This window comes from Rarobacter incanus, from assembly GCF_006715765.1.
GTDB lineage: Bacteria > Actinomycetota > Actinomycetes > Actinomycetales > Cellulomonadaceae > Rarobacter > Rarobacter incanus.
On record NZ_VFNV01000001.1, the window covers coordinates 920,684 to 934,361 of the forward strand.

Annotated in this window: 13 protein-coding genes and 1 pseudogene; 10 read left to right on the forward strand and 4 right to left on the reverse strand. The window is 64.5% G+C overall.

Annotation, left to right across the window (positions count from 1 at the left end):
• Nucleotides 1-2 precede the first annotated feature (2 nt).
• Nucleotides 3-866: a hypothetical protein gene (locus FB389_RS03950; RefSeq protein ID WP_142111467.1), complete on the forward strand. Its 864-nt coding sequence runs from the start codon at nucleotides 3-5 to the stop codon at nucleotides 864-866.
• 165 nt (nucleotides 867-1,031) lie between these two features.
• Here the strand turns inward: FB389_RS03950 and FB389_RS03955 are convergent, their stop codons facing one another.
• The gene (locus FB389_RS03955; RefSeq protein WP_142111468.1) at nucleotides 1,032-2,216 is read right to left on the reverse strand and encodes a M20/M25/M40 family metallo-hydrolase; all 1,185 of its coding nucleotides are present in this window, start codon (nucleotides 2,214-2,216) and stop codon (nucleotides 1,032-1,034) included.
• Between the two features lie 98 nt (nucleotides 2,217-2,314).
• Here FB389_RS03955 and FB389_RS03960 point away from each other — a divergent pair, with 98 nt between their 5' ends.
• From FB389_RS03960 to FB389_RS03975, 4 genes are all read left to right on the forward strand, one after another.
• On the forward strand, nucleotides 2,315-3,139 hold the full coding sequence (locus FB389_RS03960) for a GNAT family N-acetyltransferase (RefSeq protein WP_142111469.1): 825 nt from the start codon (nucleotides 2,315-2,317) through the stop codon (nucleotides 3,137-3,139).
• Nucleotides 3,140-3,143: 4 nt separating this feature from the next.
• Nucleotides 3,144-3,833, forward strand: coding sequence for a MurR/RpiR family transcriptional regulator (locus FB389_RS03965; RefSeq protein WP_142111470.1), 690 nt, complete (start codon nucleotides 3,144-3,146; stop codon nucleotides 3,831-3,833).
• Nucleotides 3,830-4,957 (forward strand): o-succinylbenzoate synthase, encoded by a 1,128-nt coding sequence (gene menC / locus FB389_RS03970; RefSeq protein ID WP_142111471.1) that lies wholly within the window; start codon nucleotides 3,830-3,832, stop codon nucleotides 4,955-4,957. The genes FB389_RS03965 and menC overlap by 4 nt, the downstream gene beginning before the upstream one ends.
• Nucleotides 4,958-5,041: 84 nt before the next feature.
• A complete protein-coding gene (locus FB389_RS03975; RefSeq protein ID WP_142111472.1) occupies nucleotides 5,042-5,917 on the forward strand; it encodes an aminodeoxychorismate lyase in 876 nt (291 codons plus the stop codon).
• Between the two features lie 3 nt (nucleotides 5,918-5,920).
• On the opposite strand, the gene FB389_RS03980 is transcribed toward FB389_RS03975, so the two are convergent.
• A complete protein-coding gene (locus FB389_RS03980; protein WP_142111473.1) occupies nucleotides 5,921-6,370 on the reverse strand; it encodes a GNAT family N-acetyltransferase in 450 nt (149 codons plus the stop codon).
• Between the two features lie 378 nt (nucleotides 6,371-6,748).
• Between FB389_RS03980 and FB389_RS03985 the strand changes: the two genes are divergently transcribed.
• The 3 genes and pseudogenes from FB389_RS03985 to FB389_RS03995 all read left to right on the forward strand — a co-directional run bounded on the left by FB389_RS03985 (nucleotide 6,749) and on the right by FB389_RS03995 (nucleotide 8,898).
• Nucleotides 6,749-7,441, forward strand: coding sequence for a MarR family winged helix-turn-helix transcriptional regulator (locus FB389_RS03985; RefSeq protein ID WP_142111474.1), 693 nt, complete (start codon nucleotides 6,749-6,751; stop codon nucleotides 7,439-7,441).
• A pseudogene (locus FB389_RS10670) lies at nucleotides 7,441-8,080 on the forward strand (ATP-binding cassette domain-containing protein). The gene FB389_RS03985 and the pseudogene FB389_RS10670 overlap by 1 nt, the downstream one beginning before the upstream one ends.
• Before the next feature lie 2 nt (nucleotides 8,081-8,082).
• Nucleotides 8,083-8,898 (forward strand): ABC transporter permease, encoded by an 816-nt coding sequence (locus FB389_RS03995; protein WP_142111475.1) that lies wholly within the window; start codon nucleotides 8,083-8,085, stop codon nucleotides 8,896-8,898.
• A gap of 495 nt (nucleotides 8,899-9,393) precedes the next feature.
• On the opposite strand, the gene FB389_RS10410 is transcribed toward FB389_RS03995, so the two are convergent.
• Complete coding sequence (locus tag FB389_RS10410; protein WP_170207856.1) at nucleotides 9,394-9,540, reverse strand: hypothetical protein; 147 nt, start codon at nucleotides 9,538-9,540, stop codon at nucleotides 9,394-9,396.
• Between the two features lie 50 nt (nucleotides 9,541-9,590).
• Between FB389_RS10410 and FB389_RS04000 the strand changes: the two genes are divergently transcribed.
• A complete protein-coding gene (locus FB389_RS04000; protein WP_142111476.1) occupies nucleotides 9,591-10,469 on the forward strand; it encodes a hypothetical protein in 879 nt (292 codons plus the stop codon).
• A gap of 218 nt (nucleotides 10,470-10,687) precedes the next feature.
• On the opposite strand, the gene ychF is transcribed toward FB389_RS04000, so the two are convergent.
• Nucleotides 10,688-11,773 (reverse strand): redox-regulated ATPase YchF, encoded by a 1,086-nt coding sequence (gene ychF / locus FB389_RS04005; protein WP_142111477.1) that lies wholly within the window; start codon nucleotides 11,771-11,773, stop codon nucleotides 10,688-10,690.
• A 160-nt stretch (nucleotides 11,774-11,933) separates the two neighbouring features.
• Between ychF and FB389_RS04010 the strand changes: the two genes are divergently transcribed.
• On the forward strand, nucleotides 11,934-13,433 hold the full coding sequence (locus tag FB389_RS04010) for a DNA recombination protein RmuC (protein ID WP_142111478.1): 1,500 nt from the start codon (nucleotides 11,934-11,936) through the stop codon (nucleotides 13,431-13,433).
• Nucleotides 13,434-13,678: the final 245 nt, after the last annotated feature.

Sequence of the window (13,678 nt, forward strand, 5' to 3'; positions counted from 1 at the left end):
TCATGGGAATCTTTTCTCGAACGAAGAAGTTCGATTTAGCGACCGAGATGGTCAACGGAATCGTCGCGACCATACCCCGACCCGCTTTTCCGCACGCCGTTGCGGAAAAGCGACGCTTTCCACTTGGGGTCGCGGGGTCGACAAATGCGGTGTGGGATACAACGCAGCGCCCGAATCTTTTCGCCGTCGGGGCGGGCAAACTGGGCCGCAGCACCCTGGTACGTACGCTCGCGGCCCACGGGTACGAATTCGCGGATTCATGGGAGATCCGGATCATTCACAGCGCAAAGGCGGCGGACAACGCGGCCAGGACCATCGAGTACCAATCGGAATATGCCGCGCGCGTTGAGTCCTACACCGACAACCAGGACTTTTCGCGCAAGGTGATGGCCCTGCGCCGCCTGGTTGCCGATCGCTCGGCGCACATGCACACGCCTGGCAGTTCGCCGCTGTTCCCGATCCTGGTGATCATCGACGACCTGGATCTGTTCATTCACCCCGATTTCAGCCGGGAGGGATACGAGTCGGTGGAGGTGGCACACCAACTTTACGAGCTGATCCCGAACGCCAACGCGGTCAACATCCACTTCGCGATCCTCAACAAGGGCGCGGCATTGGACCGCATCGTTGGCTCCGATCTGGCGGCGTCCTTCATGCCGGTATCGCTCTCCAGCACGAACGAACGCGATTCGCTGATGTTGTTCAAGGACTACATTGCCGCGCGGGTTCCGAGCCGCAACTACTTCCGCGAGCGCGACAAGTCGCTTCCGCCCTTGCTGGGTCGTGGCGTGACGCTGCTCCCGTCCGGGGAACCGGCGGAAACGCAGTTCTACAAGACGATGGCCGAAGAAGAAGTCTGGGTTTAGGCGTCCGCGGGCAGCTTCCGCCGCGGACCAGAGAGCGGGAAACGGGCGGCCGCGTCCAGGCGATCGGGGTTCTTGGCCCGCCGGCAATTCACGGAGTGTCGGCGGGCGACGCTCTGCGGCGCGAGGGCGCGAGGCCGCCGCCCCTTCGCCTCCCCACACGCAAGGTTACGAGGTTGCCGCGGCCGTTCGGGTGAGGTAGGTCGCCAGCGCGAGCGCCCGCTCGGCCATTGAGCGGGCGCTCGCGTGTTCCCCCGCCGCGTGTGCTCCCGCCCCGTGCGGGCCGAATCCGTCCACCGTCGCAACGCCCATCGCGCCAAGATTGTTGGCGTCGCCCGCGCCCGCGGCGGGCCGCCCGCCAAGTTCCAGGCCTGCTTCGTGAGCACTAATCGCCAGGTCCGACATCAGACGCAGATCCTGCTCGCTGGCCTTCCACGCCGGCCGATGACTGAGGACCTCGACCTCGACGTGCGCGCCGGGGCGCACCGCGTGTAGATTCCCGACAGCATCCAGGACGGCGCGCTCGGTTTCCGCATCAACGAACCGGAAGCCAATTTCCGCCTCGGCGTGGGCGGCGATGACGTTCGCGCGGGTTCCCCCCGCTAGGGTCCCGATGTTGCATAGCACCTCGCTAGATCCCCCACCTGCCCCTGCAGCGATCGTTCGCACGTGGGCCAGTTGGTCGATGATCTCGTCAATCGCAGATACCCCCTTGTCGGGATCGAGCGCCGCGTGCGCGGGCACGCCGGCAACGCTCAGGCGCACGCGCGTGCTACCGCGCCGCCCGACCTTCAGCGCGCCGTCGGGGTGCGGGCACTCGAACCCCACCGCGCACGCAGCATCGCGCGCGGTTTCCCGCAAAAGCCCCGCGCTCGACGGCGAACCGATCTCCTCATCGCACACCAGGATCACCCTCACCGCCCGGTGATCCATTCGCGCGATCATCGCCATCGCTTGAAACATGATGACGATGCCGGATTTCATATCGAGCACCCCCGGCCCGCTGACGCGGTCGCCCTCGACGCGCCAGGGTACCTGCTCCGCCAGCGCGCCCACGGGCCACACCGTATCCGTGTGCCCCACCAAGAGAACCGGATTCTCCCCGCCCCGACCGCCCCAATCGGCGATGAGGTTGGTTCCCTGCTCCGACTCGACCAGACGCACGGCGGCCCCGATGCTCCCGAACCACCGCGCCAGGACGTCGGCGATCAGCGCGCTGGCGCCGCGGTCACCCGACGGCGTTTCGATCCGCACCAGATCCTCTAACCGATCAACCATGTCTTCGGCGCGGGGAAGGATTAGTACGCGACCGGCATCCGCGCAGTCGGCGCGCAACTGGTTATCAATAGGCATATCCGTACCATAACGCATGCACGCTTGGGAGCGGAACCCGCATCACTCGCGCCACAGCCCGTCACAAACCCGAAACATATGTAACGTATCCTGACTGCATGACAGCAGCCGCGACCAGCGACCTACCGGCCCCGCAGGGCACCAGCGCCGATTCCGCCTCCATCGAGTGGAGCGGCGACCTCAACACATTCGAGTCGTTCCGCGAGGCCGGCGACCTGTACCGCCGAGTATTCGGATACTACGACCCCGACCTATCCATAAACGCTAATCTGATGTCCGCCCTGGTGATGAACGGCGGCAGCGTGGTCGGCGCCCGCGACGCGGAAGGAACCCTGGTCGGATTCGCGTACGGCTTCCCCGCTATCGAAGACGGGCGGGTCTATCACTACTCCCAGGCCGCCGTCGTCGATCGCGCGTGCCAAGGCAAGGGCGTGGGCCGCACACTTAAGAACCGCCAGCGCGAATCCGCGCTGGCGCATGGGCAGACGGCCATGCGGTGGGCGTTCGATCCGCTCCTGGCCCGCAATGCGCACTTCAATCTGGACGTGCTCGGGGCTAGCGCTATCCGGTTCGTGCACGACTTCTACGCGCGCACGTCCTCTGATCGGCTCCTGATCGAATGGGACCTCACCGCCGCAGAAGCCGACCGCTCTGCCGGCCTTGCAGCGTCGCAGCCGCCGCCCGACATGAGCCAGGTTCCGTGGTGCGAACCGCTCGTTGACAACGCCGGTAGCACCTGGATTCGCATGCCGTCCAGCATCGGGATCGCCGAGAAAACGCGCGACGTGGCGGACCTGCGCGCGGTCCTTCGCCGCACCCTCGACGGGGTGTACGCGCAAGGGCAAAGCATCGTTTCCTGCCGCCGCCTGGACGCTTCCTCCTCGCTGTTCCTCGCGGCTCCCGGGGCAGCCTCGCTAGCCTAAGACCATGTCGATCGACCGCAGCATTGCCCCGTCTCACGCACTGTCATCGCCCGCCGACAGGTTCGGGGCTAGGCTCCGCACCAACGTTTCCGCGGAGAATTTGCAGGCGGATGTTATGGCGGCCGAGGCGAACTCGCTTGCGCACACGTTCGCACAGCTGGCCGCATCCGCAAGCGTGCCCGCGGCATCGCAGATCCTGCTCGGCGCCCGCCGCCGGTACTTTTCCGGGGCCGGGAAATCATCCGCCTACGCGAACCTGCTCACCCACGATCTCTCGTCGACGCTGGCCAACGTGTTCCTCGTCGATGGGCACGCGCTAAGTTCCCTCACCGTGCTCTCGGACGTGCGTGCAACCGACGCGTTGGTGCTGTTTTCCGTGCGGCGTTACCGGGAGGAGACTGTCAAGTTCGGTACGGAGTTCGCTCGCGCGGGTGGCAGCGTTGTGCTCGTGACGGATTCAGCGGACTCGCCCCTGGCTGGTATCGCCGCTGTGGTCATCACCGTCGACACGGGATCGGTGTCCTACGCCGATTCACCGACCGCGATCGCGGCCGTCTGCCACCTACTGAGCACCTTGACCGCGGCCAGCGCCAAGGGCGCGCGCCGACGCCTGGCCGCCCGTGAAGAAATCGCAATCCGGCTTGGTCTCTACCATCACGACGAGTCCGCCTCCCCCGACCCCCAGGAGCCATGAAGGTGCACATATCCACAATTCGCCTGCACCAGGTGACGCTGCCGCTGGTGCATTCGTTCCAGACCAGTTCACATCGCAAGTCCTCGCTAACCCACATACTGGTGGAGGCGTCCGACAAGGACGGAAATACCGGCTGGGGCGAGATCGCCTCGCCAACCGACCCGTTTTTTTGCGGCGAAACGACGCACGGCGCGTGGGACATCAGCGTGCGGCACTTAGTTCCGCGGATGCTCGGCGCGCAATGGGAACACCCCAGTGAAATCGATGCGGCATTCGCGAAGATCCGCGGCAACGAGTTCGCCAAGGCGGGGTTCATCGCGGCGGCCTGGGCGTTGTGGGCGACAGCCAGTGAGATTCCGCTGGCGGCGGCGCTCGGGGCGACCCGCAGCGAGGTGGCGGCCGGGGTTTCTTTGGGCATCGAACCAACAATCGATGCGCTATTGGCGCAGGTGGACCGCCACCTTTCCGACGGCTACAGGCGGGTCAAGCTCAAGATCGCCCCGGGCTGGGACATCGCGCCCGTGCGCGCCGTGCGCGCGGCCTACCCGGACGCCGACCTGCACGTTGACGCCAACGGTGCGTATCCGTCTACTCCCGAGGCGGCGGCCCTGCTGGCGCAGTTGGACGAATTTGGGCTCACCATGATCGAGCAGCCCTTTTCGCCCCGCGACTTCCTGGCCCATGCGGCATTGCAGTCGCGTATCGCGACCCCGATCTGCCTGGACGAATCGGTCGTCGACGTGGCGGACCTGGCGACCATGATCCACCTGGATGCGGGGCGCGTCCTCAACATCAAGGTTTCGCGTATGGGCGGCCTGACGCAGGCACTCGCGGCGCACGACGCCGCGCAGCGGGCGGGCATCCCGGTGTGGTGCGGCGGAATGCACGAATTCGGCGTGGGCCGCGCGGCCAACGTCGCCCTCAGCGCGTTGCCCGGATTCACGCTGCCGTCCGACGTGTCGGGCAGCGACAAGTACTTCGCGCGGGACGTCATCACCGCGCCCGTGGTGGCGGTATCCGGCATGGTCACAGTGCCGCAGGCCGCGGGCCTGGGCTTCGAAGTGGACCGAGAATGGATAGCGGCCAACCGCAACGCCTTCTTCGACACCGCGACCGCTAGATAGCAGGGCAGCGCGCGCCGGGCCCCCACCAACCAAACTAGTATCCCAACGATTTTCACAAACAGTCGGAACCGAATCGAGCATCACATGTCACAGCAAGCATTGGTCCTAGTCACGACGCCGGTCGCGGGGATCGAATCCGCATCCGCGTTCAAGGTTGTAGACCCTGCGACTTTCCACATCAGCGCCATGGACCTTGCCGTCACTCGCGGCGACGGCATCTTCGACGTATTCGGCGTGCGCGATGGCGCCCCGGTGAACATGGACGCCCACCTCGCGCGCTTCGCGCGGTCGGCCGCGATGTTGGATCTGCCCGCACCCTTGGAATCCGCCTGGCGGCCGGCCATCGAGGCGGCCATCGAGGCGTTCGGCCCGGGTTACGGTGCCGTCAAGCTCGTGATGTCGCGCGGGATTGAGGGCTGTGGAGTGCCCACCGGCTTCATCTATGTTTGGTCAGTTGAGGACGAGGCCGCCCTGGATCTTTCCGGAGGCATTTCGGTGGTGACGCTCGACCGCGGCTACCGTCACGATGTGGCGCTGACCTCTCCGTGGCTGTTACAGGGCGCGAAGACGTTGTCGTATGCGGTGAACAAGTCTGCCCTGCGGGAGGCCGCCCGGCGCGGCTTCGACGATGTCCTGTTCGTTAGCTCGGACGGGTACCTGCTGGAGGGGCCGACCTCGTCCCTAATCTTGCGCATCGACGGTGAGCTGTTCACCCCCAAACACGACCTGGGAATTTTGCCCGGTACCACTCAGATCGCAAGTTTCCAGGTCGCGAACTCGCTCGGTCTGACGGCGCGCGAGGAGTTGCTTGCGGTCGATGCATTGGATCGGGCGGATGCGGCGTGGCTCACCTCGTCGATTCGCGGCGCCGTACCGCTGCGCAAGGTGGACGACCGCGAGTACGAGATCGACTCGGACCTGACCGCCCGGCTGAACGCCACAGTCATCCGCCCCAGCTGATGCTCAGTTGGGCACGTCGAGGCGGAAATGGTGCGAGATGATCGCCATTCGGTTCGTCAGGTAGAAGCGGTGCGCAGCGAATCGCTGCACACCCGAATCCAGGTCGAGCGCCGCCGCCCCCGCATAATGCGCCCGCCGGCGCATTTCGGCAAGCATCTTCGCCCCGAAGCCGGCGGAGCGGCGGGTTGAGTCGACCACCAGATCATCGACGTACAGGACCAGCCGCGCGTCCGTTTTCGCCATGAGCCGCCAGCCCGCCACCGCCGCGCACCGGTCCTCGACCATGAGCGCGGTGAAGGTGGGTCGCTGCCCGATCTGGCTTTCGAGCACGGCCCTCACATCAGTCATGGTGATGCCGATGCGAAGCTGACCAAGCACCGGCAGCACGGCTTCCCACAATGGATCATCGCCGTCGATCACGTCGACGAACCGGCTTGTGTTGTTAGCGGGCATCGGTTCCCCTTCGGTGGCGCCAGCGCCGGTGGCTGCGGCTTATTCGCGAGCGCGATTCCCGCTCGCCCCCGCTCGTATATAAGACAAGTATGCCCGCTAATTCGCGGGCGCCTCCCTGCGCACCGCCGCGCGGTGCCTGTCTTCGAGGCGCGCCAGGCCGGCGGGGAAGGTCGTGGCGCTTCGCGCGCGGCATGGCCTTCCCCCACATTCCCGGCCCCCATCGAAGCGATGCGCGCCCCCGATGACACGTCGGGGCTGCCACGACGGCTCCTGCACCCGGAAAATAAAGGTAGGTACCTGTTGACTTTGCGTAGGAACCTGCACATACCAGGAGGGTCGTAGGTGAGAAGGATCCTACGCAACTAGAGAGGCGGTCACATGACCGAACACGACAAAACGCCGCTGCAGGCACATTCTCCTGCCAGCGCCAACACCGAAGTGCCGTCACCGCTGAACATCCTGGGTCGCTTGATGTACCTAACGATTCTGATGCGCGTGACCGATGGGCGCTTCCGCCACGGGCACGGCCGTTCGGCTGGGGTGCTGAAGGGCCAAGGACGAGCGCTCCGCATCCTGCAATTGCAGTCACCCATATCGCAAAAGGAACTCGCGTACCTGCTCGGGATCAGGTCCCAGTCACTCAGCGAACTGATTACGAAGCTTGAGGACGGCGGGCTTGTGAAGCGGTCCCCCGACCCCGGCGACGGGCGGACGTGGCTTGTCGAGATCACCGAGCTGGGCCGCGAGGCCGCGGGCGCGCAGCCCAATACGCTCGAGGAGGACCCGACCTTTGGCCTCAGCGACGACGAGGCGGCGCAACTGACCGCGCTGCTCGACAAGGTCATCGAAAACGTCGAGGAGTCGGCGCCCATAGGGGCGGACCGCCGCATCCAAAAGATGCGACAAATGTGGTTCGAGGCGGGCGCCAGCGGCGACCGGCGGGCGGGCGGGTTCGGCCCCGGGTTCGGTCCCGATTACGGCGAGGCGTTCATGGGCGCGCACCCCGGCCGCCCGCGCGGACGCGGCCGCCAGGGGCGCTCCCGCAAGGCAGCTGAAGGGTATTGGTTCTGATGGGGGCGGAGTTGGCCGTCGAGGCGGCCGGGTTAGTGAAGGTGTTCGGAGACAATCGTGCGGTTGACGGCGTGGATCTGCGGGTTGGCGCCGGAACCGTCTACGGGGTACTCGGGCCGAACGGGGCGGGTAAGACGACGACCATCTCGATGCTCGCCACCCTGCTGCGACCGGACGGCGGGAGCGCGCGGCCAAATGTGGGACACGATCCGAGAGTTGGTGCGCACCGGCTCAACGGTCCTACTGACCACCCAGTACCTGGACGAGGCGGACCAGTTGGCCGATCGGATTGCCGTGATCGATCGCGGGCGCGTGGTCGCCGAAGGCACCCCCGACGATCTGAAGGCGAGCGTCGGCTCCGCCGCCCTCATTTTGACGGTCGCGGATGGAACTCGTTCGCATGAGGCCCAGCAACTGATCGGCAAAACCCTCGGCACCCGCGCCACATTGACCCCGGAGGCGGGGCGCCTGACCGCGCCGCTGACCGACCCCAACGCCGTCACCGACCTGCTTGTCGCGCTGCGCGGGGCCAGCATTTCGCTGCTAGACATCAGCGTCCAAAAACCCACACTCGATGAGGTATTCCTGGCGCTGACAGGCCACGACGCCGCCGCATCGGCAACGACTCAAGGAGCCTGACAATGACAACATCGACCATCATCCCCCCGGCACAGCGCGCTCTGCGCCACCGCCCGTCGCTGGCACAGAGCGTGCGCAACTCCTTGACCATGGCGGGCCGCGGGCTGATCAAGATCCGCCGCACACCGGAGCAGCTCTTCGATGTGGTCTTCCAGCCCATCGTCTTCACGATCATGTTCGCGTACATATTCGGGGGCGCAATTGCCGGAAACGTGGCAAATTACCTGCCGTATCTGATCCCCGGCATCCTGGTGCAAACCGTCATTACGACGTCCGTGGTGACCGGAACACAGCTGCGCGAGGACATGGACAAGGGCGTTTTCGACCGGTTCCGATCCCTGCCAATCGCTAGAATCTCGCCCCTTGCGGGAGCCTTGCTGGCGGACACGGTGCGTTACGGAATCGCGACGGTATTGACGTTTGCCGTCGGATACGCAATCGGATACCGCCCCGCGGGAGGAATCGGCATGGTGGCGATAGCTGCGCTGCTGGTGATCTTTTCGGCGTGGGCGGTGAGCTGGATCTTCGCGTTCTTCGGTGTCATTGCGCGCACGGCGTCAAGCGTCCAGGGGATATCGATGCTGATCCTGTTCCCGCTGACGTTCCTGTCCAACGCCTACGTCCAACTCGACACGCTGCCGACGGGCCTGAAGTGGTTTGCCACCATCAACCCCGTATCCCACCTGGTCACGGCGGTGCGGGAAATCGCGAACGACGGGATTATTACCAACGAGGTCACCGCAACCGTCGTCGGCGCCCTTCTTATCGTTGCCGTCTTCGCGCCGCTGACCGTGCGGGCGTACATGCGCAAGGCGTAGGCGGTGGCGCCGCCCTTTACCGCCGAGCAAGTCGCGCACAAGGCGAGTACCGATATCACCCCGCCGCCGAGTGCACCTACTAACGCTTTCGCACGAGGAACAGGAACTCCTCGTTGTTAGAAGGGCTCGCTGATGCTGCCTAGTGCGACAACCAGCCGAAACACTTCCTGAACTGCACGGATTTCGATTCCGCGGTGCCGTGGGATGCGGCGAAATGGCCCCATGTGTATCAATTGTCGTGGGGCTTGCGTTGGGTCGGGCGCCGCACCGGCGGTGATGCTGGCGTGCCCGGGGCAACCGAGGGCACCGGAACCTAAGTGGCACGGCTGGCAGGCACCATCCTCGCGGAATCGATACACCTGCCCGGAAAACTCCGGCCACATTCAAAGGTTTCGCGACCTACCAGCGAACGTGCGAGAACAGGAAACTTGCGCTGACTTGGACCGACAAGAAGAATACGAAGTCGAAGGCTGCCGACGTCCACGTGACCATCGACTATTCAGGATGTGTCATCGCGTTGCTTTCTTCCACGCCAGTATCAACATTGGCAAGCGGAACATAGCAAATTTCAGCAGAGAGCAAGGCGTGATTTCTACAGTGCTCGACTTTTGACATGTGACCGGAAGTGATGCTGATCGTCAAGCGCTGATGATGACGCCCGCTGGCACGACGTCTTGGCATGGAGGCCTGGAATGAAAGCCGATGTGTTGGATGGTCCAGTTGGGCAGTTGGCGGTGGCGGAACTCGTCCTGGGTGAACGGGCGATGGCGCTCGACTATGCACTCAGCGCGCTGGCGGACCCGGAGGCGTTTCGCCGCAGGCTGGCGGATACCGCACATTCCAGGTTCGAGGAACTCCGCGATCTCGTGCTCGGCGATCCGTTGCGGGTCGTAGGGGTCTTTGGCAAATTTGTTGAATCCGTCCACCACGGCTACGCGCCGCAGGGCCACGACCGATTCGGGGTGCTCGCCTCCTGCACGGGTATACTTCGACCAGTCGCACGGTTACTCTCGGAAGCGCCCGAACTGTCATGGTGGTGGTCCCCGGTCGGCAGTGTGCAACGTGTGACAGAGTCGGGTGAGGGCCGTCGCGTCGATGTCGCCCAACTCAACGACGAGGCTGCGATGAACTGGTGGACCGCGCCGATGACCTCGCGAACACTGCAAACGACCAGGGGTCCGATCTTGGGTGCACCGAGCGTGAGCGCAGTGATGGCGGAGGACCTGGCAACTGCCAGGCCGGACACCTGGGAGTATGCCCCGCCGCTCGGCGATGTCGTCGAACTCTCACATCCGAGGGATTGGGCAGGCCTGGTCGCCCAATTCCCGATGCGTGTCGCGCCCGCCGTCGCCGACTGGTCGCAGATAACGGGCCGACCGGGCCCCTGGTACCAACCGGACTGGGCGCGAGTGGCGGAGTGCTATTCGGGCGCCCACCTGAGCGTTGCCGCGTACCTTGCCACCGCGTACCGTGCCATCGAGTTCAGGGACGGGTGGACCGTCCTCTCCGGATGGAACCCCGACGCCACCGTGTGGTTCGACACCGACTGGCCGCCTAAGTCGACTACGTAAATCCCGATGCTCGTGCCGTGGTCCCGATCCTTCGGCGCGCGCGGTGGCGCTCAATGCTCACCTGCCATCGCGCTTTCCCGACACGCGCGAGATATCCGCGACGATTGCCGCAACCGTGTCGGGTTCCATCGCGCCCGCTTCTCAGCGTCCAATAGCTTCCAGTAGCTACCCCCTCCAACGGGCTCGTACTGGGCTAGGATCGTTGAAATATCAAAGGCTCACACGTTAAACCGGAACTCGACCACGTCCCCGTCCTTCATGACGTAGTCTTTGCCCTCCATGCGGGCCTTGCCCGCGGCGCGGGCGGCCGCAACGGACCCAGTCTCGATCAGGTCCTCGAAGGAAATAACCTCGGCCTTGATAAAGCCGCGCTCGAAGTCAGTGTGGATGACGCCGGCGGCCTGGGGTGCAGTCCACCCCTGCCGAATCGTCCACGCGCGAGCTTCCTTGGGCCCGGCCGTCAGGTACGTTTGCAGCCCCAACGTGTGGAACCCAACCCGGGCCAGCTGATCCAATCCCGATTCCGCCTGCCCGGCGTCTGCGAGCATTTCGGCGGCCTCGTCCTCATCCAATTCGACCAGTTCCGACTCAAACTGCGCGTCCAGGAATATCGCGTCGGCGGGCGCAACGAGCTCGCGCAGCTTTTCCTGCGTGGACTGGTCGGCCAGGCCCGCGTCGTCCGTGTTGAAGACGTAGATGAACGGCTTCGCGGTCATGAGCTGGAGCGATGCTATTTCCGCCAGGTCTAACTTGGCGCCGGCCGCACCGGCGAACAGCGTTGTGCCCGATTCTAGAATCGACACCGCCGTGTTCATCGCCTCAAGGAGTTTGGGGTCGCCCTTCTTAATCTTCACTTCCTTTTCGACGCGCGGAATCGCCTTTTCCAGCGTCTGCAGGTCAGCAAGGATCAGTTCGGTGTTGATCGTCTCGATATCCGAGGACGGATCCACCTTCCCATCGACGTGCACCACGTCGGGATCGGAGAACACGCGCGTGACCTGGCAAATCGCGTCCGCCTCGCGGATGTTGGCGAGGAATTTGTTGCCCAGCCCCTCGCCTTCCGACGCACCCTTGACGATGCCGGCGATATCAACGAAGGACACGGTCGCGGGCACCAGGCGTTCCGAACCGAAGACCTCGGCCAGCTTGCCAAGCCTTTCATCCGGCAGCGGCACCACACCAACGTTCGGTTCGATGGTTGCGAACGGGTAGTTCGCGGCCAGAACCTGGTTGCGAGTGAGCGCGTTGAACAGTGTTGATTTGCCGACGTTGGGAAGTCCGACGATTCCGATTGTTAAAGCCACGGGGTCAAGTCTAGGCGGTCCCACTCGCACCTGGGGTCGCTAACACTGCACAGCAACTGGATCGCGCCGATGGGTTTTGCGGGACGAGGCCCCCGCGCCCGCGGCCCGCTCATTCGCGTGTGTAGCGTCCAATGTCACAGGCTCATGATGTGCTTGGCGCATGGAGACTCTCATTGGAATTGCGGTCGGGTTAGCGCTTGGGGCGGTGGTCGGTTGGTTCGTGGGCCGTTCGGGCTCCGCGCAGGTGCGCGCGGAGCTTGCAAGCCAACGCCAGCAAGCTCAAGCCGCCTTGGATCAGGCGCAGCGAGCCGCGCAGGATCAGCTAGCCCAGGAACGTGCGGCAACGCAGGCGCTCCTTGAACAAAAGCAGAGGGATTCGGACACTCTCATTGAGAACGAGCGCCGCGCCTCCCGCGAGCAGGCCGAACGCACTGCGGCTCAACACGAGGCGTTGGTCGAGCGGTTGCAAGCCGCTGCCCAACAGCGGTATGTCGAAGCGAAACAGTCCGGTGAACGGTTGGTCGAGGCAGAACGCGCCGCCGCCGCGAAACAGATAGAGGAAATGAAGGCCGACCGCAAACGGTTGGCGGATGAGTTCGAGGCGCTCTCCGTCAAGGTATTGGACCAGTCTAAGAAGACGCTGTTGGAAGCGGCCGAGGAACGTTTCAAGCGGGCCCAGCTGAGTTCGGACGCCGAACTGGCGAAGCGCGAACAGGCCATCAAATCGATGGTCGATCCGATGACCAAGACCCTCACCGAGGTCAAGAAAGAGGTCGCCACGGCGGAGACCTCGCGGCGGGAGGCGCATGCCGCGTTGAATGAACAGTTGACGATGATGAAGGGGGCATCGGAAAAGCTCTTCAACGAAACGTCCCAGCTGGTTTCCGCCTTGCGCGCGCCGCAAACCCGCGGCAGGTGGGGCGAAATCCAGCTGCGGACCGTCGTCGAGGCGGCAGGCATGATGAATCACGTCGATTTCGACGAGCAGGTATCGGTCGATGACCAACGCCCCGACATGGTCGTCCACCTCCCCGGTAGCAAGGACATAGTTGTCGATGCGAAGGTGTCCTTCACGGGGTTCCTCGACGCGATCAATGCCCCAGACGAGAAGGAGCGCGCCAAGAAGCTCGCCTCGCACGCGCGGCACGTGCGCAATCACGTGGACCAGCTTGGCAGCAAGGAGTACTGGGAGAAGTTCCCCTCGCCCGAATTCGTCGTCATGTTCCTACCTGCCGAAAATTTCCTGCAGGCCGCATTGGAGCAGGACCCGAACCTGCTTGAGCACTCATTTAGCAAGAACGTTGTGATGGCAACGCCCGCAACGTTGGTTGCGCTGCTGCGCACGGTCGCCTATACCTGGCGCCAGGAGCAGTTGGCCGCCAACGCACGGCAGGTGTTCGATCTGGCTCGCGAACTACACAAGAGGCTCGGCACCATGGGCGGACATCTGGTGACGATGAGCAAACGCCTCAACGACACGGTGGAGGCTTTCAACAAGTTCAACAGTTCGCTCGACCGCAACGTTGTCACTCAGGCACGCAGGTTTTCCGAGTTGCAGGGCCTTACGGAAATAGCCTCGCCCCCGCCACTTGAAGTCCAAGCCGTGCCAGCCCAAAAGCCCGATCTGTACGCGCTGCCGGAGCCGGATACCGACGCGTAGCGAAGCAGCGACGCCAAGCCAGGGCGCAATCCGGGCAAGGGCGACGCGGGAAGGAACGCGAAGCCAGGACACAATCCGGGCCGGGGCGACGCGGGAAGGAACGCGATGCGGGAAGTGGCGGTTCGCCACGGGCACCGGTGGGCCCCGTCCACCGCCGACTGGGAACACCGGGTTGCAGGCCAGCTACGATCGCCAGTGCGCAGATGTGCCCTGGTCCCCGCCCTCTGGGAACACCGGGTTGCAGG

Excerpts from the sequence above, each read along its gene's own strand:
- FB389_RS03985 (WP_142111474.1), top strand. The coding sequence starts at position 6,749 with ATGACCGAACACGACAAAACGCCGCTGCAGGCACATTCTCCTGCCAGC.
- FB389_RS03975 (WP_142111472.1), top strand. The coding sequence starts at position 5,042 with ATGTCACAGCAAGCATTGGTCCTAGTCACGACGCCGGTCGCGGGGATC.
- FB389_RS03950 (WP_142111467.1), top strand. The coding sequence starts at position 3 with ATGGGAATCTTTTCTCGAACGAAGAAGTTCGATTTAGCGACCGAGATG.
- FB389_RS04010 (WP_142111478.1), top strand. The coding sequence starts at position 11,934 with ATGGAGACTCTCATTGGAATTGCGGTCGGGTTAGCGCTTGGGGCGGTG.
- FB389_RS03995 (WP_142111475.1), top strand. The coding sequence starts at position 8,083 with ATGACAACATCGACCATCATCCCCCCGGCACAGCGCGCTCTGCGCCAC.
- menC (WP_142111471.1), top strand. The coding sequence starts at position 3,830 with ATGAAGGTGCACATATCCACAATTCGCCTGCACCAGGTGACGCTGCCG.
- FB389_RS03960 (WP_142111469.1), top strand. The coding sequence starts at position 2,315 with ATGACAGCAGCCGCGACCAGCGACCTACCGGCCCCGCAGGGCACCAGC.
- FB389_RS03955 (WP_142111468.1), bottom strand. The coding sequence starts at position 2,216 with ATGCCTATTGATAACCAGTTGCGCGCCGACTGCGCGGATGCCGGTCGC.
- FB389_RS04000 (WP_142111476.1), top strand. The coding sequence starts at position 9,591 with ATGAAAGCCGATGTGTTGGATGGTCCAGTTGGGCAGTTGGCGGTGGCG.
- FB389_RS03965 (WP_142111470.1), top strand. The coding sequence starts at position 3,144 with ATGTCGATCGACCGCAGCATTGCCCCGTCTCACGCACTGTCATCGCCC.
- FB389_RS03980 (WP_142111473.1), bottom strand. The coding sequence starts at position 6,370 with ATGCCCGCTAACAACACAAGCCGGTTCGTCGACGTGATCGACGGCGAT.